General features: G+C 38.1%; 20 protein-coding genes. 3 read left to right on the top strand and 17 right to left on the bottom strand.

Going from position 1 to position 20,304, the window contains the following annotated elements; translation table 11 throughout:
* Nucleotides 1–21: 21 nt before the first annotated feature.
* From SFC32_RS02650 to SFC32_RS02630, 5 genes are all read right to left on the bottom strand, one after another.
* Nucleotides 22–180: a bacteriocin class II family protein gene (locus SFC32_RS02650; RefSeq protein WP_411049905.1), complete on the bottom strand. Its 159-nt coding sequence runs from the start codon at nt 178–180 to the stop codon at nt 22–24.
* A gap of 369 nt (nt 181–549) precedes the next feature.
* The gene (gene rsmA, locus SFC32_RS02645; protein ID WP_074564489.1) at nt 550–1,422 is read right to left on the bottom strand and encodes a 16S rRNA (adenine(1518)-N(6)/adenine(1519)-N(6))-dimethyltransferase RsmA; all 873 of its coding nucleotides are present in this window, start codon (nt 1,420–1,422) and stop codon (nt 550–552) included.
* Nucleotides 1,423–1,510: 88 nt separating this feature from the next.
* On the bottom strand, nt 1,511–2,035 hold the full coding sequence (locus SFC32_RS02640; RefSeq protein ID WP_411049906.1) for a DUF1697 domain-containing protein: 525 nt from the start codon (nt 2,033–2,035) through the stop codon (nt 1,511–1,513).
* A complete protein-coding gene (gene rnmV / locus SFC32_RS02635) occupies nt 2,032–2,601 on the bottom strand; it encodes a ribonuclease M5 (protein WP_411049907.1) in 570 nt (189 codons plus the stop codon). Before rnmV ends, SFC32_RS02640 begins: the two co-directional genes overlap by 4 nt.
* Nucleotides 2,594–3,364, bottom strand: coding sequence for a TatD family hydrolase (locus SFC32_RS02630; RefSeq protein ID WP_411049908.1), 771 nt, complete (start codon nt 3,362–3,364; stop codon nt 2,594–2,596). Before SFC32_RS02630 ends, rnmV begins: the two co-directional genes overlap by 8 nt.
* Before the next feature lie 164 nt (nt 3,365–3,528).
* Here SFC32_RS02630 and SFC32_RS02625 point away from each other — a divergent pair, with 164 nt between their 5' ends.
* Nucleotides 3,529–5,094 carry an ATP-binding cassette domain-containing protein gene (locus tag SFC32_RS02625; protein WP_200769390.1) on the top strand — a complete coding sequence of 522 codons (1,566 nt, stop codon included), beginning with the start codon at nt 3,529–3,531 and terminating at the stop codon, nt 5,092–5,094.
* 140 nt (nt 5,095–5,234) lie between these two features.
* Nucleotides 5,235–6,440, top strand: a complete 1,206-nt coding sequence (locus tag SFC32_RS02620) for an OFA family MFS transporter (protein ID WP_158914547.1) — start codon at nt 5,235–5,237, stop codon at nt 6,438–6,440.
* A 123-nt stretch (nt 6,441–6,563) separates the two neighbouring features.
* Here SFC32_RS02620 and SFC32_RS02615 read toward each other — a convergent pair whose 3' ends face one another.
* The gene (locus SFC32_RS02615; protein ID WP_074564499.1) at nt 6,564–7,835 is read right to left on the bottom strand and encodes a 2-hydroxycarboxylate transporter family protein; all 1,272 of its coding nucleotides are present in this window, start codon (nt 7,833–7,835) and stop codon (nt 6,564–6,566) included.
* 21 nt (nt 7,836–7,856) lie between these two features.
* Nucleotides 7,857–9,479: a malolactic enzyme gene (locus SFC32_RS02610; protein WP_039696204.1), complete on the bottom strand. Its 1,623-nt coding sequence runs from the start codon at nt 9,477–9,479 to the stop codon at nt 7,857–7,859.
* A gap of 157 nt (nt 9,480–9,636) precedes the next feature.
* Between SFC32_RS02610 and SFC32_RS02605 the strand changes: the two genes are divergently transcribed.
* Entirely contained in the window at nt 9,637–10,518 is an 882-nt protein-coding gene (locus SFC32_RS02605; protein ID WP_074602979.1) for a LysR family transcriptional regulator, read from the top strand.
* A gap of 58 nt (nt 10,519–10,576) precedes the next feature.
* Here the strand turns inward: SFC32_RS02605 and dltD are convergent, their stop codons facing one another.
* From dltD to bglS (SFC32_RS02555), 10 genes are all read right to left on the bottom strand, one after another.
* Nucleotides 10,577–11,842 carry a D-alanyl-lipoteichoic acid biosynthesis protein DltD gene (gene dltD, locus SFC32_RS02600; protein ID WP_074602982.1) on the bottom strand — a complete coding sequence of 422 codons (1,266 nt, stop codon included), beginning with the start codon at nt 11,840–11,842 and terminating at the stop codon, nt 10,577–10,579.
* Nucleotides 11,835–12,074, bottom strand: a complete 240-nt coding sequence (gene dltC, locus SFC32_RS02595) for a D-alanine--poly(phosphoribitol) ligase subunit DltC (RefSeq protein ID WP_015695707.1) — start codon at nt 12,072–12,074, stop codon at nt 11,835–11,837. The genes dltD and dltC overlap by 8 nt, the downstream gene beginning before the upstream one ends.
* A gap of 32 nt (nt 12,075–12,106) precedes the next feature.
* On the bottom strand, nt 12,107–13,369 hold the full coding sequence (gene dltB, locus SFC32_RS02590; protein WP_411049909.1) for a D-alanyl-lipoteichoic acid biosynthesis protein DltB: 1,263 nt from the start codon (nt 13,367–13,369) through the stop codon (nt 12,107–12,109).
* Complete coding sequence (gene dltA, locus SFC32_RS02585; protein ID WP_411049910.1) at nt 13,366–14,904, bottom strand: D-alanine--poly(phosphoribitol) ligase subunit DltA; 1,539 nt, start codon at nt 14,902–14,904, stop codon at nt 13,366–13,368. Before dltA ends, dltB begins: the two co-directional genes overlap by 4 nt.
* A gap of 15 nt (nt 14,905–14,919) precedes the next feature.
* On the bottom strand, nt 14,920–15,042 hold the full coding sequence (locus SFC32_RS02580) for a teichoic acid D-Ala incorporation-associated protein DltX (RefSeq protein WP_020917506.1): 123 nt from the start codon (nt 15,040–15,042) through the stop codon (nt 14,920–14,922).
* 9 nt (nt 15,043–15,051) lie between these two features.
* Nucleotides 15,052–16,212: a sensor histidine kinase gene (locus SFC32_RS02575; protein WP_411049915.1), complete on the bottom strand. Its 1,161-nt coding sequence runs from the start codon at nt 16,210–16,212 to the stop codon at nt 15,052–15,054.
* Nucleotides 16,206–16,895, bottom strand: a complete 690-nt coding sequence (locus SFC32_RS02570) for a response regulator transcription factor (RefSeq protein ID WP_411049911.1) — start codon at nt 16,893–16,895, stop codon at nt 16,206–16,208. The genes SFC32_RS02575 and SFC32_RS02570 overlap by 7 nt, the downstream gene beginning before the upstream one ends.
* Before the next feature lie 322 nt (nt 16,896–17,217).
* Complete coding sequence (locus tag SFC32_RS02565) at nt 17,218–18,012, bottom strand: helix-turn-helix domain-containing protein (protein WP_411049912.1); 795 nt, start codon at nt 18,010–18,012, stop codon at nt 17,218–17,220.
* 158 nt (nt 18,013–18,170) lie between these two features.
* A complete protein-coding gene (gene bglS / locus SFC32_RS02560; RefSeq protein WP_074564517.1) occupies nt 18,171–18,812 on the bottom strand; it encodes a beta-glucanase in 642 nt (213 codons plus the stop codon).
* A gap of 27 nt (nt 18,813–18,839) precedes the next feature.
* Complete coding sequence (bglS, locus tag SFC32_RS02555) at nt 18,840–20,285, bottom strand: beta-glucanase (RefSeq protein WP_411049913.1); 1,446 nt, start codon at nt 20,283–20,285, stop codon at nt 18,840–18,842.
* Between the last annotated feature and the right edge of the window lie 19 nt (nt 20,286–20,304).

Here is a 20,304-nt window from a genome sequence, read left to right as displayed (position 1 = left end):
TTCCTCTAGACAACTATTGTGTCAAAGTAGTCGAAAGTCGATGAGAGGATCTATCCTCCACCAAGGGTAATCTGGTTTTAACACTCCCCCGCCTCCAGCAAAGACTTGATTTCCACCCTCAACACACGCAAGCTCTTCAGCTGTCATTGGGGCAAATTGTTCAACCGTTTTTTTGTTCATTTTAATGTCTCCTAAATTGTTTTTGTCATCGCGATTGACAAGTTTTATTTTATCAGAATTTTCGCACAACAGCCGTCTATGTCGTAAACAGTTGTTTTTTCATCGTAAACGGTAAACTTTTCAATAATCCTTACCGTTTGCGACTGAATATTAACCGTTTATGACTTGAGCGTTCACAGCTATACATTTTATGGCATAATAAAAGCGATATTGGTAACTGAAATTTTTAGGAGATTAACAATGAGTTTGATTATATTTTATAAATTAGTGATGTCACAGCCTTGGCATGACTTTTCAACAGTAGTGGCAAGTTTAACTCATCATCTATTTTAAGCATAAAAAAAGCAACTCTTTCGAGTTGTTTTTTTATTATAAACCGACTTCTTTCAATGCGTCAGCTAATTTTGCAAAGTCTGCAATTGATAAAGCTTCACCACGAATTGATGGTTTGATTTCTGCCATTTCAAGAGCTTTTTCAAGTTTAGCTTTAGTTTCTTCTGCTTTCCCGAAGTGACTTGTCAAGTTGTTCCAAAGGGTTTTACGACGGTGAACAAAACTGATTTTAGCAATGCGGAAGAAAAAATCTTCGTCTTTAACTTGAACAAGTGGTTGTTCACGACGTGTCATTTTTAAGATGGCTGAATCAACGTTAGGCGCTGGCACAAAGACTGTACGTGGCACGATGAAAGCAACTTTTGCTGTCATGTAGTATTGCACCGCAATTGAAAGTGAACCGTAAGCTTTGGTATTTGGTTCTGCTGAGATACGGTCCGCCACTTCTTTTTGCATCATCACGACAAATTCTGCAAATGGAATTTTTGATTCAATCAAGTGCATCAAGATTGGTGTTGTGATGTAGTAAGGAAGGTTTGCTACGACCTTGATTGGAAGGTCTGGGTTAGCAAATTCTTTGATACGGCTTTGAAGGTCTGATTTCAAGATATCTTCATTGATGACTTTGACATTGTCAAAATCGCGAAGCGTATCAGCCAAAATCGGAATCAAACGGTCGTCAATTTCAAACGCCATAACTTCAGCAGCATTTTCAGCCAAAAATTCTGTCAAAGCACCGATACCAGGACCAATTTCGATAACGTTGACATTCTTATCAATCTCAGCAGTATCTACAATTTTTTGTAGAATGTTAGTATCTGTCAAAAAGTTCTGTCCAAATGATTTTTTAAAGGTAAATCCATGACGCTCAAGGACAGCACGCGTCACACTGTAATCAGCAATTCTCATAATTTATTTAACTACCTTATCCACAAGTTATCCCCAGAATAAGGTTTTGTCATTCCTTTCGTTTCTGTCAATGCAAGTTACTATTGTATCACATCTGGCTTAAACGTGAAACACTTCTGAGCTTTCGCATGGTAGCTGTGATGTGTAATTGTTTTTCTAAATAATTGGTATTCAGTCGTTTTTTCTTGGCTTCTCTTGGTAAATAGAGATAGAGGCATTCACTTCCTGCTCGCAAGATTTCATCACCAAAGTCAGTTTCTAACAGGTCAGCTAACTTATCCTGCGAAAACTGGTCATTTGTAAAAACAAGGTGAACACGTGAAACGTCATAGCGTTCATCAAAGGGATTTTCAATAATTGCCGTTGTAAGCTGCGGTTGCTCTTTAAGAACAACAGATAAATCAGCTCCGATTTTTTCCTTAATCGTATCATGAATCAAGGTGCAAATAGCATCATCAGCTAAATCCGTCTCAAAAACAATATTGCCACTTTGAATATAAGTCTTGACGTTTTCAAGCCCTGCTTCTGTCAAAATCTCAACAAGATAAGTCATTTTAGGAATCCGATTTTGACCAACTGGTGTGACACCTCGCAAGAGTGCGACTTTTTTCATTCTTCGTATTTCTCCATCGCTTCTTCGACTTCAGCCAGAGTGATGCCAAAGAGTTCTAAGCGTTTAAGGAGTTGTTTGCCGTTGCTGTAGCCAATACGGAGTTCTTCTCCGAGGTATTCACGGCGTTTGCGGCTATCGCCACCCATTAACAGCCCCATGCGCATCAAATCAGCTTTTGTAATGTCAAATTGGTTGTCATCATCAAAGTTCCCTAAAACACCTTTAAGAGCCTTTTGTAAATCTTCAAAGCTGGCATGTTCGACACCAAGTGAACGTCCTTTGCTTTTTGATTTTGGAACGGCTTCACTACGATTTAAAAAGGCGTGTTTGACATTAGGAATAGCATTCATGATGATTTTACGAATGCGTTCGCCATTGTAATCAGGGTCAGTAAAGACGATAACACCACGAAGATTATTTAATTTTTCGATGCGTTCAAGGTCGTCATCGTTGATAGCTGAACCGCGTGTTTCGTAAGTGTCCACGTCGTAAAAGCGACGCAAATTTGCAGTATCGTCTTTCCCTTCAACGACTAAGACTTCTTGGATTTTAATTTTTTCAGTCACAGTTAAATAACCTCTTTGCATTGTCTGATGTTGCTTTTGCCACTTCTTCGCTTGTTAATCCACGAAGTTCAGCAATTTTATCTACAACATAGCGAGTATAAGCGGTGCGATTTTCACGGCCTCGTTTTGGAACTGGTGCAAGATATGGTGCATCCGTTTCAACTAAAATCTTATCAAGCGGTAATTTTTGCGCAGCTTCTTGAACATCAAGAGCTTTTTTAAATGTGACAACACCTGAAAATGAAATCATCATGCCAAGCTCGACAAAGCGCTCTGCCATTTCCAAAGAACCAGAAAATGAGTGAATAATCCCACCACGTGGTCCAACACCGACCTCTTTGATAACTTTGTAAGTATCTTCCATAGCGTCGCGTGTGTGGACAATAAATGGCAAATTGTGGTCTTTTGAAAGTTGAATCTGGCGTTTGAAAACTTCGATTTGAACCTCTTTAGGGTCCTCCATCCAGTAGTAATCAAGGCCAATCTCACCTAGACCAATCACTTTTGGGTGTGAGAGATTTGAGACAATCATGTCCTCGATTTCTTGATTATAAGAACCTGCTTCTGTCGGGTGCCAACCAATTGTGGCGTAAATTTCTGGGTATTCTTCAGCTAACTCAATAGCGCGTTTAATAGTTGGTGCATCAAATCCAACAACATTATGTCGAGTGACGCCCAATTCTTTTGCAAGTGCCAATTCTTCTGCTTCACGCCCAGCAAAATCATCAGCATTCAAATGCGTATGTGTATCAAATATTTCCATGGTTTTATTATAACACAGACCGCAAGAGACACCAAAGCAAGTGCCAGGAAAATCAGGGAAAGTTAGATATAATATTAAACAAAAATATTCTTATGCAATCGTTTGCTTTGTGACGATAATTCTTTATAATAAAGGTATATTCAACAAAAGAGGAAATCTTGGTTATGCTATCTTACTTGTGGAAATTAAAAAAAGAAAATCTCATTTTACTTATTGTTATTGTGTTTTGGGTTGCAACTAATGTTATGAGTTCACTGTCTTTAACATGGATGCTTGATGCCTTAATAAAAAGCAATTGGAACCAATTTATTTTTTGGTCTTGCATTGATGTTCTTTGTTGGGCTGGCTACAGTCTCCTACAAATTTGGAAAGATAGTCTGAAAGAAAAACTCTGCCAAAAAGAAGTGAATTTCATACGAGATGATTTACTAAATTCCTTAATTGTTAACACTTATTCTGGCAATAACCATCACACCAAATCTGAATACAACTCATGGTTGATTAATGATATGAATCTTTTAAAAGATAATGGATTCAAACAATTTTATGATGCTATTGAAAGTATTGTAACAGTCGCTTTAAATGCTTTTGCCATTATCTATTTCCACTGGTTATTACTCATCGTCAGTATTATAATGACAACCTTCGTTTATTTTATTCCTAAAGTTTTTGAGGGAAAAATCGCTCTAAGAACCGAAGAAGTATCCAATACCTCTAATCAAGCATTAAATAGAACAAGTGACTACCTAGAGGGCTTTGAAATCTTCTATCACAATAATCAAACCGACTTTTTTAAAAATCGTATTTTAACTGATTTTAGTAAACTTATCAAATCTAAAGTCACGCTAACTAGAGAATCAAGTAGCGCTAATTCCCTTTCCATGATGTCAAGTATTATCGCACAAGTTATAATCTTCATTGCAACAGGTTATTTAGTTATCAAGGGTGAAATCACTACGGGGGTTATCTTTTCAATTGCTAATCTAACTAGCTGCCTATTTAATTACACTAGAGGAGCTGCATACAATATCGTCACATATAAAGCAACTACTAAACTAATTGATAAATACCCTAAAACAATTTCAACCAAAAGAACTATTAGTCTAACAGATTTTAACCAAAACATCACTTGTCATCGGTTAAGTCTCCGTTTCGATAATGGAAAACAAATTACCTTTCCCGACTTTACAATTTCAAAAGGCGAAAAAGTTGCCCTTATTGGCAGCTCAGGTGCAGGGAAGTCAACACTCATTCGTATTTTAACTGGAGAATTAACAGATTATGACGGTGACATTTATTTAGATAGCCATAACTATCAAGAAATATCACTAGAAAGTTTACAAAATATTTTTGCTTTAATTCCGCAGAAAGCTCATCTTTTTAAAGATACATTACGTACTAACCTCACGCTTGGTCGTTCTGTGGATAAGAATTTTTTTAAAGAGGTTTTAACTTTTGCACATGTGGATAAGTTTATCGGCAAAGGCTTAGATACTACTTTCCAAGATGATTTATCTGGAGGTCAAGCTGCCAGAATTGCTATTGCTAGAGAATTACTCGGTAATAAGCCAATTGTCATTATGGACGAAGCGGTATCTAATCTTGATAAGCTAACTGCTATTGATATTGAAAGAAAGCTACTACAAACAAACGAACTCACTGTCATCATGATTACTCACCACTTATACGATGAAAATAGAGCTTTATTTGACCAAATTATAAAACTCTGAACGTTCTTAATTACCTCCTTTTTATCATTCGCTTTTTGTGCAACAAAAATACTATTTTACTTATAATCAAAAATAAGATACAATAATATCCTAACGTTATTCAAAATATTGTGTATTAATATTCGTAAAAAGGAGAAGTAATGTCTACCAACAATCGTTATGTCATCGCAAGTTGTGGTGTTATCTTGCATTTAATGCTAGGCTCTACCTACGCTTGGAGTGTTTATCGTAATCCTATTATTGCTGAGACTGGCTGGAATCAATCAGCGATTGCCTTTGCTTTTTCGCTTGCCATTTTCTGTTTGGGCATGTCGGCTGCATTTATGGGGCAAGTTGTGGAAAAATTTGGACCTCGTGTTACTGGTACCATTTCTGCAATCTTATACGCTTCTGGAAACGTCCTGACAGGCTTTGCTATTGCCCAGCATAGTATCTTTCTGCTTTATCTTGGTTATGGTGTCCTTGGCGGTATCGGGCTGGGTACGGGCTATGTCACACCCGTATCAATGATTATCAAGTGGTTTCCTGATAAACGTGGGCTGGCAACTGGGCTAGCTATCATGGGATTTGGCTTTGCCTCTCTTTTAACCAGTCCAATTGCGCATTTTTTAATCACCAAATATGATGTTATCAACACCTTTTACCTGTTAGGGGGAGCTTATTTTCTGGTCATGCTTATCGTCTCACAGTTTCTCAAATTTCCATCCTACAGTGAACAGGATACTGACGACAGTCATAAGCAATTAAGTCAAGGTATTGGAGCTAAAAAAGCCTTAAAAACAGTTGAATTTTACCTGCTCTGGCTAATTCTCTTCATCAACATTTCTTGTGGGCTTGCCTTAATCTCTGTTGTCTCACCTATGGCACAAGATGTAGCTGGCATGACTGCCAACCAAGCTGCCATTATCGTTGGGCTTATGGGAATTTTCAATGGCTTTGGAAGATTGCTCTGGGCTAGCTTGTCAGACTATATCGGTCGTCCGCTGACCTTCCTTATTTTATTTGTTGTTAATATCCTCATGACCGTATCGCTCATGTTCCTTCACGCGCCAGCATTGTTCACCATTGCCATGGCTGTGCTCATGACTTGTTACGGAGCTGGCTTCTCACTCATTCCACCATATCTTAGCGATATTTTCGGTGCTAAGGAGCTGGCAACCATGCACGGCTATATTTTAACAGCTTGGGGAATGGCTGCGCTAGCAGGTCCAATGCTGCTTGCTGTCACATACTCAGCAACCAAATCATACACAAGTACTCTTATTGTCTTTATCCTACTCTATCTACTTGCACTAGCTATTACACTTTGGCTAAAATCACAAAAAGAAAATAAATATTTATCATAAAAATAACCCCCTAGCCTGTGGTGAGCAAGCTAGGGGGTTCTGTGTAATAATATTGTCTATTTTTTCAGAGTAAACACAAATTTTAAAGGGTATTCAATACATTTTAAGGAGTAAAGTGTTGAATTAATGTAAAAATTGGATTAGGATTCCTCCAAGGATGAGGACGATTGCACCGCCAAGTCGGTTTGCCATTTGGGCAAAGGCAATCATTTCCATGCGATCTGCCGCAGAAAGCACAGCGATGTTACCAGTACCACCCATTGAATTGTTAATCATACCAGCTCCGATAGCTGTCTCAACTGGATACATGCCAAGCACTTGACCTAAAATCCAGCTAGCAAGTCCCATTGATACTACTGATGTTAAGCTGATAAGGACGAATTGCCATGTCATGGCTTGTGCAAGTGATGACAAGTCAATCATAGCAAGTCCGATACCTGCAAGAACGGCATGTGTCAAATTCACCATAACAACACGGTTAAACATGACAACTGCTTCTTCTAACTCTTTAGGCACGATATCAAGAGCTTTTAAAATAAAGACAATGATAATCATAAAGGCATAGCTATGCACTTTTGGTACAAGGACATTTAGAATGACACCAACAAGGAAAAGGGCAAAAGCAAGCATCATTCCGACACCAACCTTAGTTGGGTCAAGTGGTGCAGTTGATTTTTTCAAATCATCTTTATCCACAGGGATAAGCACACCGTGTCCGTTGAATTTTGTTTTAGCAAAGCCACGCGCAATCACGATAGCTCCAATAATGGCAAAAATGTTACCAAGTGTTGTAGCTGGGGCTAATTGTGACAAGACGTTTGAGGCATCTGTGTGAAGTCCTGCTGCGTAGATTTTTGATAAAGGAACAATCCCTGCTCCCATACCACCTGCCATTTGCGCAAAGGAGATATACATGACAGAATGTCCAAAGCCCTGACCAAGAAGAGCTCCGACAGCACCTGTTGCAAAGAATCCGACAACCATTGATAAAAGAGCAACAGGGATGAACTTAGCAGAGGCTTTCACCAAAAGTTTACGATTCATTCCCAAAATTGAACCGCAGATAAGGGCAGCGATGTAAAAATCTAGAAAGCCCCAATCACTCATAAAAGTCGATGTTGCTTCAACAACAGATTTTGGCACGAGACCTGTTGCGGCAAGCACCGCTGCTAAAAGAAGAGTAAATACTGAGCCACCACCGAGGTATGTATTCCAAAACGGTAATCTTTCACCGATGAAGTAAAAGAGGTGACCTAAAACAACAAGCATAAAGGTAATTCCCACCATGTTTAGTGGTAATTTACCCATAGCAATTACAGCAGCTAAAATGATAACCAGAGCCGTATAAAGTGGAGCGGAAACACCCGCAATTTTAACGTTCGAGAATTTTTTCATACGAATGGTTATCCTCCTTCATTAATATTTTGGATACCATTTAAGGTCACGAACAGCTTTAGCCATGTCTTTTTCTTCAGCTTGAGCTAAACCTTGTTCTTGAGCTTTTTTGGCAACAGCTTCCGCAACTTTGATAGAAACTTCAGCAACGTATTGGAATGGTGGAAGAACAGGTGCACCTGGTTGACCTGGATCTACAAGACCGCTAAGTGAGTGAGCAGCCGCACCAATCATTTCGTCTGTAAGAAGTGAAGCTTCAGATGCCAACATACCAAGACCAAGACCTGGGTAGATCAAAGCGTTGTTAGCTTGTCCGATTTGGTAATCAACACCTTTGTAGCTTACTGTACCTGAAGGCACACCAGTAGCAACGAAGGCTTTACCGTCTGACCATTCGATAACTTGCTCAGCAGTTGCTTCTAATTTCTTAGTTGGGTTTGAAATTGGGAAGATAACTGGACGTTCAGTGTTTTCACACATTGCTTCAACAACTTCTTTAGTGAAGGCACCAGCATCAGTTGATGTACCAACCAAGATTGTTGGTTTAACTGTTTTAATAACGTTAAGAAGGCTAGTCATATCACCGCAGTCAGCGAAGTCTTCACGTTTTTTAGCAAATGGTTTTTGAGCAGGTGTCAAATCTTCCATGTCATCGAAAAGAAGACCTTGTTTGTCAATCATGAAGAAGTGTTTGTAAGCTTCTTCTGGAGTCAAACCTTCTGAAACCATCTCAGCGTGAACGCGGTCAGCAATACCAGCACCAGCAGAACCACCACCGTAGCATAGGTAAACTTGGTCAGTTAGTTTTTCACCAGTGATGTCCATAGCACCGAAGATACCACCAAGAACTACGATACCAGTACCTTGGATGTCATCGTTAAATGTTGGAATTTCTTTTTTGTATTTGTTAAGAATGTTCGCAGCATTTGAACGACCGAAATCTTCCCAGTGAAGGTACAATTTAGGGAACATGTTTTCAGCTGTTTGAACAAATTTTTCGATGAATTCGTAGTATTGATCACCAGTGACACGTTCGTGGCGGTTACCAAGATACATTGGGTTTTCCAAAAGTTCTTTACGGTTTGTACCAGCGTCGATAACAAGTGGCATAACTGAAGCAGGGTCGATACCAGCAGCTGCAGTGTAGATCATCAATTTACCAACAGAGATGTCAACACCTTGAACACCCCAGTCACCGATACCAAGGATACCTTCAGCATCTGTTACAACGATCAAACGGATATCGCGGTCACCAGCAGCATTGCGCAAAGTTTCTTCAATGTTTTCTGGGTGGTTGATATCAAGGTATGCAGCGTATTGTGGGTCAACGTACAATTCACTGTATTCTTCGATTGTTTCAGCGATAACTGGATCGTACACAACTGGGTTAAATTCAACGATGTGTTGGTTGAATAGGTAGTAGAAAAGTGTACGGTTAGTGTTGAAGATTTCCATCAAGAAATGACGTTTTTCAAGATTTGATGGTTTACGCAAGAAGTGTTGGTAAGCTTGTTCAGCTTGTTCTTCGATTGTTTGAACGTAAGGTGGCAAAATACCAAGCAAACCAAGTTCTTTACGTTCTTCCATAGTAAAGGCAGTCCCTTTATTTAAAAACGGGTTATTTAGAATTTCATGTCCACGCATGATTTTTCCTCCTAATAAGCTATTAAATATGTAGAAAGATCTTATGCGGGTCATTATAAACTGCTGAGCTTCTTATAGTCAAACCCAGCAGTTTTAATAAAAATTATTTATAAGTAGAATCAAAAAGTTTATGGTAAAATAAGTCAAGGAGGTAGGCATGAATTTACGTGATTTAGAATATTTTTACCAGTTAGCCAAATCAAAATCCTACACTGGGACAGCGCAGCATTTCAAAGTCAGCCAGCCAACAATTTCTTACGCTATCAAGCGTTTGGAAAAGGAATTGGACTGTGACTTGGTCATCAAAGATCCTTCGCACCGTACTGCTGAATTAACCTTACAAGGTGATATTTTCCAAAGTCACGTGGAGGATGTCTTGCTACAAATCAAAACGGCAGTTAACGAGGTCCATCAATCACTAAATCCTATGATGACCGTAGGTTTTCCGCCGATTATCTGCAACTATATTTTGACTGAATTGCTGGAGCAAAATGAAAATCTCGAGCCCTTCTCTCAAGTTAAAGCTATCCGTGGTGGCTCACGAAGTCTCATGATGAAACTTCTCGACGGGCAAATTGACTTTAGTCTGCTAGGTTCGCTAACGCCTTTAAAAAATGATCAGCTAGTCATTCGTCAGCTCTTTACCAAAGATTTTTATGTTGTTCTTTCTAAAAATCACCCACTGGCAAATAAAAAAAAGTTGTCATTCCAAGAAATTCTCTTTGAAAAATTTATTCTGCTGGATGAACACAATATTCATCTAACAGCCTTTAATCAGTTAAATCATCGCTATCACGACAAAGCATCTGTCCTCTTCAAAATCGATGATGTGTCAGTCATTAAACAAATGGTCGCTGAAAATATGGGCATCTCACTTCTGTCTGACATTGCTCTAACTAGCGATTCTGATCAACTGGTCAAAATCCCTTTAGTCAAAGAAGATAGCATTACATTTTACGTCAGCTACGCCCACTCAAAACACGCTGTCTTGTCAGAAGAAACTAAAAAATTGATTGACTTGATTGAAAAAGTATCGTAAAAAAGCAAAAAATCAACCCGAATTTGGGTTGATTTTTTCATGTTGAATTGTTGAATTTTTAATAGAATGAATCGGGCTCTTTAGTGTATTTAGCCCATTTTTTGCTTAGAAATTGGTCGTTGATTTGGTAGTTTGGCTTGCTTTGTTTTTTGTTCAAGAATGGGTTAACAGCTTTGTCCATTGCGACCCAGCCATTCCAGCCCATGTGGATGGTATCTTGCATAAAGTAAGCTTTGTCACCGTCTCTTGAGAAATCTGCAATATTTTTAAAACCTTGGCTTTGCAATTGATATTTAATCTTGGCAACAGCTTTTTGGTACATGTCTTCGTTAAGTCCAGTATAATCAGACCATTTGCTATTAACTGGAGGAATCACAAAAAGAACATTAGTATTATTTTCGGCAAATTGATTCAATACCAACTGCAAATCGTTGTATTCTGGAGATTTTAAGTAGTTAAATTTACGTTGAGAATTTTTTAAATCTTTCAATCTCGGTTTGATACGAATATCATAAAAACCGTTGTCGATTCCAAAGGTATTACCACTACTTGCTTTTTTACCATCAGCTGTTGCCAATTTCCCTAGATGTTGATATGAAAAGGCATCTGGTAATTTCTTCGCTTGAGAGACAACCTTGCCATCATAATGGTCGATAAGAGAAACACGACTGAAAAAGGCATCTTCTTTCTGGTAAACGACACTTTGAGTTTTGAGTTTTCGTTTATCAGCTGTCGATAATTTTTTGCCATCAGCTACTTTTTCCATCATTTCCTTGTGAGAAGAATCTGGATAGAGTTTCAAGAAACGTCTAGCAGCGTAGCGGTCATAAGCTGTCCCCTTTTGATTTTGCAAGAAATCAATGGCTTGTCCACTGCTAAAATAAGTTTGAAACGCGGCAGCATTGGCACCCTTAGCCGTAAACCACTGAGGAGAAATGAAATAAACGGCTTGTTTATTTTTCAACTCATTATTGATTTGTTGGATACCATAAAAATGCGTCAATGAGGCAGAACCTCTTTGCCCAAGCAAATACGGCGTGTAAGAACGATTGTAAGCCTCAGCAATGACCGATGGGTGCATTTTGTCAAAGCGCAGCCACTCACTTGATCCAAAGAACGGAACAAAACGGTGCTTTGGATCTGTTAAGGCACGTACTTTTTTGTACTTACTCTTAAATCCTGTCTTACTTAGCGAAACCGCGTCTTTCTTTTCTACTTTTAGGGAGTGCGATTTATTGGAAAGCGAGACACTACCCAGACTAATGACAACTAGCAAAAAGGCACAAATAACTGGTCCTAAAATTTGCCAAAGGCGTTTAAGCATTGCGAAGTTCCTCTATTCCAGCAATGATTTTATTAGCGGTATTCCAATCATCACGTCCAAATTCTGAAATTGGAATATCAATATCAAAATGACTTTCCAATTCAACGATTAATTCGACAGTTCCCATGCTATCAAGCACACCCGCATCGAACAAATCTTCATCCATCATATCTGAAACATCTTCCATAAAAAGATCATCAATAATTGCTAATACATCTGATTTAATATCCATTTGCTAAACTCCTTTACAATAATGAATTGTTATTATTTTACAGGTGGTTGTGGGAACCATAATTGATCCAAGAAACCTGAAAATAGTAAGAATGATAACATCACAACATTAAAGGTGATGAAAATACCAAGACCTTGTGTCCATTTGTTGTCAGGCAAAGGTGAGAGTCCTTGTTTTTTGCGCTCACGATTGATTTTTTTCTTCTTACGAACCCAAGCATCATTAATCACAAGACCCACACCATGAAATAGTCCATAAGCGATATAGTACCACGTTAAGCCATGCCAAAATCCCATGATTAACATGTTAATAATATAAGCGACGCTTGATGTGACATTACGATTTTTAAAGACTTTGTGCTTAACCAAGACCTTAACCAAACGCATGAAAACAAAATCACGGAACCAGAAAGACAAACTCATGTGCCAACGATTCCAAAATTCTTTCAAATCGCGTGATTTAAAAGGCTGATTAAAGTTAACTGGGCTTTTAATCCCCATAAGATTTGAAATAGCTAGCGCAAACATGCTATAACCCGCAAAGTCAAAGAATAAATCAAAACCATAGGTGTACATAACACCTAGCGTAGCAATGTTAAAGACTCCGCCCATTTCCAGGGCTTCTTCTTTTAGTGGCGCCATAAGCAGTGTTCCAAAAATGTAAGCTAGGATAAACTTGTAAAGAAATCCAAGCATCAAGTAGCGAACACTTTCTTCAAGCATATCAAGCAGTTCATCTTTGTCAGGAATATTTTTATAATCCTCATCAAAGCGATTGAAGCGATCAATTGGTCCACTTGAAAAAGTTGGCATAAAGAGAAGGAAACGCAAAAACTGCCATAAACTAAACTCTTTTAAAACACCATCTCGCATTTCCATAATTGTGCCAACCGCACGGAAAGTCAGGTAAGAAATCCCTAAAAATCCAAAAAGCGATTGATGATTATCAATGGTCATCAAAGGGGTAATCTTAGTCCACGCTAGTGGAAAAACAGCTAAGAAAACCCAAAGGTAAAATACCCACTTATTGTTATAATTTTTCCGATAAGTCTTGTAAGAAAAGACCAGAAAAATTTGCCAAACCACGTAAGCTAAAAGAGAAACAATCTGATAAAGATTTTTCCCTGTCAGCATCAAAATAATGAAAGCTAAGCTAACCAAAGCTTCATAAACAGGAAATCGTTTTTTGAAAAATAATCCGATAAAAATAGGTAAGACAGCCACAATCAGATAAAGAAAATATTGCGGATTGCCGTAAGCCTCTAAGTGTGGCAACTGATGAAGAAATGCTATCATCGACTATTTACCTCGTTCATCAAGCCTTTGATATCGATTTTACCATTTGGTGTAAGCGGCAAGCTGTCACGGTAAAGGAATTTTGAAGGCATCATATAATCCATCATGATATCTTTCAAATCTTCTTTGATAGCCTTAGTGATATCCAATTGACGTTCAAATTGCTCTGAAACTCCCTCTTTCAACACCACATAAGCTAGGAGATTTTGTACCTTGTGGTCTTTGTTGTAACGCGGAACAGCGACAGCAGACTTGATGTATTCTGATTTGTTAAGATTTTGAGAAACTTCTTCAAGCTCAATGCGGTAACCGTTGAATTTGATTTGGAAATCCATACGTCCACCATATAGCAAGAGACCTTCATCAGTCATCACTCCCAAATCACCTGTGTGATAGGCTGGTAATCCTTCAAACTCAAAAAATGCAGCTTGGGTACGTTCTGGATTATTGAGGTATCCTTTTGAGACCGCTGGACCAGACACAATAATTTCACCTTGCTCACCATTTGGCAGAGCTTTACCATTTTCATCAATAACAAAGGTTGGTGAATCTTCTTTAGTATATCCAATCGGCAGACGTTTACATGTTTCCAACATCTCATCTGTGATAGCTACCGCAGAAAGAGCAACAGTAGCTTCTGTCGGACCATAAGCATTAACAATGCGTGCTTTCGGGAAACGGCTACGCAATTTTTGAGCTGTTTTTACTGTTAACTCTTCCCCATCGAAATAAAAATGCGTCAAATGTGGCAATGTTTCTTGATTAAAGTCATTTGACAACATAGCCATATCAGCAAATGATGGTGTTGATGTCCAAACCCCAATCGGCAATTCATTAATAGTTGTAAAGAGTCGTTTAAAGTCTGTTGTTAATTCTTTTGGAAGTGCAAAAAGTGTCCCTCCAAGGGCTAGCGTTGGTGCCCAATACATAACTGACAAATCAAACGAATAAGGCGGCTGCGCCAACATTTGTGGTCGTTCTGGCACTGAAAATTCTTTGTCAGAAATCATCCAATTAGTGAAACTTAGGAGATTGTCGTGTGAGATTTGCACCCCTTTTGGTTTTCCTGTTGTCCCAGACGTAAAGATAATATAATAATTGTCATCGCCTTTAACAGAGTGAGTCAATTGATAGTCCGTTTTTTGAGCGAAAATCGTCTGTAATTGTTCAAGCTTAATCATTGGAATATTCGTTATTTCCAAAGGAAAATCACCTACAGCAATAATCAAACTTGGCTCTGCCACTTCTAAAATCGCTTCAATGCGTTCAAGAGCTGAATGTTGGTCAACAGGAATATAAGCATGTCCAGATTTTGTTAATGCCACAAAAGTAGCCAACATGTCATACTCTTGTCCTCCAAAAACAAGAACGGGAGATTTTTCTTCCAGCTTCAAAAAATCAATATAAGCAGCAAGGGAATCCGAATTTTCCTTTAAATCGCGATAAGTGTGAACATCTCCTAAGACATTATAGACAGGGAAATCTCCTTGTGTCTGAGCAAAATGCTCAATTCTCTCAATCATATCGTGTAACATGAACCGTTTACCTTTCTAAAACTCATTGTAGATGAAATTACCTTGACCACGACCAAGATAACTGAAAAAATAAATTAAAACCATAAAAATCACAAAATAAAACAAGGTTTTTAATACAAATCGAGTGGTATCTTTCATTTAAACTCCTTATTTAAGTGGTAGTTGTACTTCAAATGTTAACTGGCTATCGGCTTGACTGACAGTGATACTGCCTTTATGTTTTTCCACAATAGCCTTAGCAATCGCCAACCCCAAGCCAAAACTTGAGCTGCTATTTCGAGAATCTTCGGCTTGATAGAAACGTTCAAAAAGATTTTTCAAAACCTCATCTGGATAGACCAGACTAGGATTTGACACTCGTAAAAGTGCTGTTTTCTTTTCTTGCAACAACTCTACGGTAATCTTTCCATTGTCCAAAGAATGCTTAATAGCATTATCCAAAAGGATAGTAACCAACTGCTTCAACTGAGATTCTTGACCAAGAATTTCAATATTTTCAGCGATTTGATCTTCGATTAATTTGCCCTCTTCATAGGCTAGACTTTCATAACTTAGAATCATTTCTTGGCAGATACTTGATAAATCGACTTTTTCAAAATGTGCTCTACCATCTTTGTCATCAAGCTTAGACAAGCCAAGCAACTCTTGAATCAAATGTTCCATACGTTTGGTTTCTGAAAGAATATGATTCAAATAACGATTAGGGGCAATTTGATTTTGCAATACTTGAGCATTGGCACGGATAGAAGCTATCGGTGTCTTCAACTCATGACTAGCATCTGAAACAAATTGTTTTTCGCGATCAATTGCAGCTTGTGCTGGTTGAACGATAAAACGTGATAGGTAGATACTAACTCCCGTAAGCAAAAGAAGACCAAAAATAACATAAACAGTAACCAGAAAAACTTGAGCATAAGAAGCTGAATAGCTTGAAAAATCAATAAAGACAAGTTGCCAAGTTCCATCTTTCTTTTCCTTCAAAGAATAGATGTAATCATGCCATTTCCAACTCTTTTTCCCTCTGTTTAACAAATCTTTGCTGACTTCTTTAACCTCTTTATTGGTTAAAAAAGTGTTGTTAACTTGAATATCTGGTTTGTCATTTTTATCAATGGTGACAAAAGCAATGGCTTCGTCAGTATTTTCTTTGACATAACCATTAGCAGCCACCAATTTAACAATCCGATAAGTATCATACTCATCCCAATATTTGTCATAACGTTCACTAATGACCAATAACACCAAAACCATGGCGGTTAACATGGACATCGTAATCAAGACAAATTTTAGCCGAAGATTCTTCATGATGAGCCTTCTTTCTCTCCATCTTCTAGTGAGTAACCAACGCCTTTGGTCGTTTTAATAACAGCACTGGCTGCCAAGAAACGAAGTTTCTTACGTAAAAAGGAGATAAAGACTTCCAGTTGATTATAATCGGATTCATCTAAAGGTCCCCAGACCTTCAAAATTAATTGGTTTTTAGGGATAATCTTCTTGGAATTTCGCAAGAAAGTTTCCATCAGCAGAAATTCTTTATTAGACAACTTAACTTCGCGCTCTGCCACGCTTAACTCTCTCGTGTCCAGATTCAAAATCAAGTTGCCAAACTTGAGATGATTCACTTGCGTAATAGACGATTGACGTGTCCGCAAACGAATCCGTGCCAATAATTCTTCTGCCTCAAATGGCTTAGTCATGTAGTCATCAGCACCCAAATCAAGTCCCAAAACACGGTCTTCTAATTGAGATTTGGCTGTCAAAAAAATGATAGGAACTTCCATTCCCATTTGGCGAACGCGCTTCAAAATACTGACACCATCAAGTTTTGGCAACATAATATCCAAAAGAACCAAATCATAAAGTCCCGTTAATATATAATCCAGTGCAGACTCACCATCAAAAACCAAATCCACTTCATAACGGTGATTTTCAAGAATGGCTTGAATCGCTTCTGCAATTCCTTTCTCATCCTCGACCACTAAAATTCTCAACTGGCTCTCCTCCCTTTTTACTCAAAATCTAGTATAAAACGCCAAAATTGAATTAACCTTGAAATTTTCTTAATTTTTAAGATTGCCTGTTTAAAAAATATCCTAACACTGACTTATACCAAACCATTATAAGTAAGTCTCTCCCAGAAAGTCCGTGTAAACTGATGAAAATCTATGGCAAAAATGTGGCAATTTCTTCAATTCTAGTTTATACCCAATTTTAAAAAATGTCCTTACAGAGCTGTAAGTTTGGCAAAAAATAAGAGCCTGGGGCAAATGCCTCAGACTCTACATTTTCAATCACATACTATGTTTGTGTGTATTACATGGCTTCAGAAGAACTATTAGTCTTGTCACCTTCTGACCAAATCTTTTCATTCCACTTAACGTTATGATGCGTGTCACGATATTTTTTAGGCGTAATGCCGACAACTTCTTTAAACTGTTGAATAAAGTGACTTTGTGATGAAAATGATAAATGATTCGCAATTTCAATCATTGAATAATCACTAAATTTCAATAAGTCTTTTGCAACTTCTATTTTTTTATTTTTAACATAAGTGCTTACGGACACGCCAACTTCTTTCTTGAATAAGCGTGATAAATAGCTTGCTGAAATGCCAAATTCACTCGCTAACTGTTCAACCGTAATGCGTTCTTTCACGTGGCAATAAATATAATCCTTACAATCTGAAACGTGTTTTGAAATCACATCTTTTTGAATTTCACGTCGCATGCGTTCCGTGTAATCAACAACCATCTCGTCGTGCAAATTTTGAACTTCTTGTACCGTGTGAAGGTCATCTAATTTTTGAATATAAAAGTCACTCAGTCTAAAAGCTTGTTCTAATTCCATACCATTTTGACCACACATGCGTGTAATCATAGCTGTCGTAATGACAAAGTGATATTTCAAATTGGTAATGGGGTTACGTGACAAAGTTCCCACACCATCTTCTGATACAAAACGTTCTTGTTCACAATTTTTGCGGACCGCTTCAACATCTCCCGTAGCTACCGCTTGATAGAACAAAAATTCCTCAGTTAAGGGACGATGTTCCACATCATCCAAATTATCACTAATTGCTAAAAGTCTCCATTCATCCTTATAATTCATTTCCAATCCCCTTTTTTTGTAAACGATTACCATTTTCTTTTCATTTTACCATATTCTTGCAGATTTGATAAAAATAAAGTGGAAAAATGGAAGTGAGACAAAATAAAGTCTCCATCGGAGACTTTATCGCTGAACGTAACTCTTAAATATAAAGAAGATTATTCATCATAGCTAATCCAGTCATAATATCCATACAAAGGTGTTTTGCCATCATATGGATCAAGCCAATCATCAACACCAATTCCTGGCCAAACATTCATCATGATTTTACCTGGTGTGCTTGGTAGATTTTCAGTCACTGTATGAACAGCTTTACCATCCACATACCAAGTGATGTGGTCTTCACGCCATTCAAAACCATAAGTGTGCCACTCTTCTGATGCATCAAATCCTAGGTCATAAAGGAATTCATGATTGCCAACGCCATCTGTAAAATAGTTGAATTGAACTTTTGTCGTATCTTTTCCAAGAAACTCAATATCAATTTCATCCCATTTTGTTCCGTCTGTTGGTCCAGTGTAAGTGAAAAATGATGTCACAACGCCAGTATTTTTAATGGCTTTCATGCGAACTTGATAAAGACCATAATGGAAATACTCTCTTGTGCGCCACTCGCCGCCAGTGTAGCCGTCAGCATCACGATCGATTTTTAAGCTTAAACCATCACCATCAAAATTCACATTGTCAGGCTGCCAGATGCAATCAAACATATCGCCATTTGCTCCTGTCCGTAATTCCATGTATGAGGCATCGTAACTGTCAAATCTTGTCTTAAAATGTGCTTGTTCGTTTATCTTCATGTTCTTACCATTCACGCTTTCTTGATATTATAGTTTTCCCTTTTTAAAAGGCATCGCTAAGAAACCAAGAAGAGCTACAAAGACTCCTGAAATCGTCAATAATTTGCTTGGACGTTGATTAGTCTTTGGGAGAGCTGTAAATGCACTGCCTTCAAGATTTGCTTTTGCTACTGATTGAGTTACAGTTTTTGCAGCCGCTGTTTGAGCTGACGCTACTGATGAATAAGCAACAGTCTTAATCACTGGGCTAGCTGCTTGTTTTTCTTTGGTAGAGCCTTTTGAGTGATTGTCCAAAACCAAAGTTTGTTTTTCACTCTTAGAAGCAGTTGAGTTCTTAGTTGGTGTTATACTTTCAGTTCCCTTGGTAGTAGTTGAAGTATTCCCTGCAACATCACCTGTTGCTCTAGACTTAGATGCCGTATTTGATTTAGATCTAGATCTCGTATTATCTTGATTTTGTGCAACTTGGTCACTATATGAAATCCAATCATAATAAGCGACAAGCGGTGTTTGACCGTCATATGGTGCCAACCAATCGTCAACACCAATTCCTGGCCAAGCATTCATCATAATTTTACCCGGTGTCACTGGGAGATTTTCAGTTGCTGTGTAGACTGCAACACCGTCAACATACCAAGTAATATGATCTGCTTGCCAATCAAAACCATACACATGATAAGATTCAGACGCATCAAAGCCTAAATCATAAAGGAATTCGTGCCCACCAACACCATTAGTGTAATAGTTGAATTGGACTTTTGTTGTATCTTTTCCGAGAAATTCAATATCGATTTCATCCCAAGGATTGTTATCGCTTGGTCCAGTATAAGTGAAGAATGATGACACAACACCTGGATTGCTAATTGGCTGCATACGAACAGAATACATACCATAACCAAAGAACTCGCGTGTACGCCACTCAGCTCCATTATAACGGTACTCATCCGTTGTATTTTGATCAATGGTCAAGGTCAATGTGCCATCGTTAACAACGGTATTTTTTGGTACCCAACGACAATCAAATGGATTCCCATTGAACCAGTCAGAACGCTCCATTGTCGTATCATCATAAGCGTTAAAATCTTCATGATAATCGCCTGTGTGTGCAGCTTGAGTTCCTGTTTGACTAGTATCTTCGGTAGTTGTTGTAAGATTAACTTGGTCATTTGTAGACGTCAAGCTTAAGTTTTCCTGATTTTGCACACTAGTCTCAGGAGTCACTACCTGATTTGTATTCACTTGATTTGTTGAGTCAATTACTGACTGAGTAGTATTGTCATCAGTTGTAGAGGTATTTACTGTTTCACTAGTAATGTCATTAGTATCTGTAGTTTGTGTATTCGTAAGAGCAGGAACATTATCAAGTGTTGAAACATTGCCCACTTCATCTGCTGCTACTAAACCAGCTCCAACTTGTAAACTGCATAGGGCAGTTGCGTAGCAAATGTACTTTACTACATCTTTCTTAGTCATGAAATCTCCTTTTTCTCTT

This window comes from Streptococcus sp. TATVAM-FAB8 (genome assembly GCF_046592795.1).
GTDB classification, from domain to species: domain Bacteria; phylum Bacillota; class Bacilli; order Lactobacillales; family Streptococcaceae; genus Streptococcus; species Streptococcus ruminicola.
This window is presented reverse-complemented; position numbering and strand designations above follow the sequence as displayed.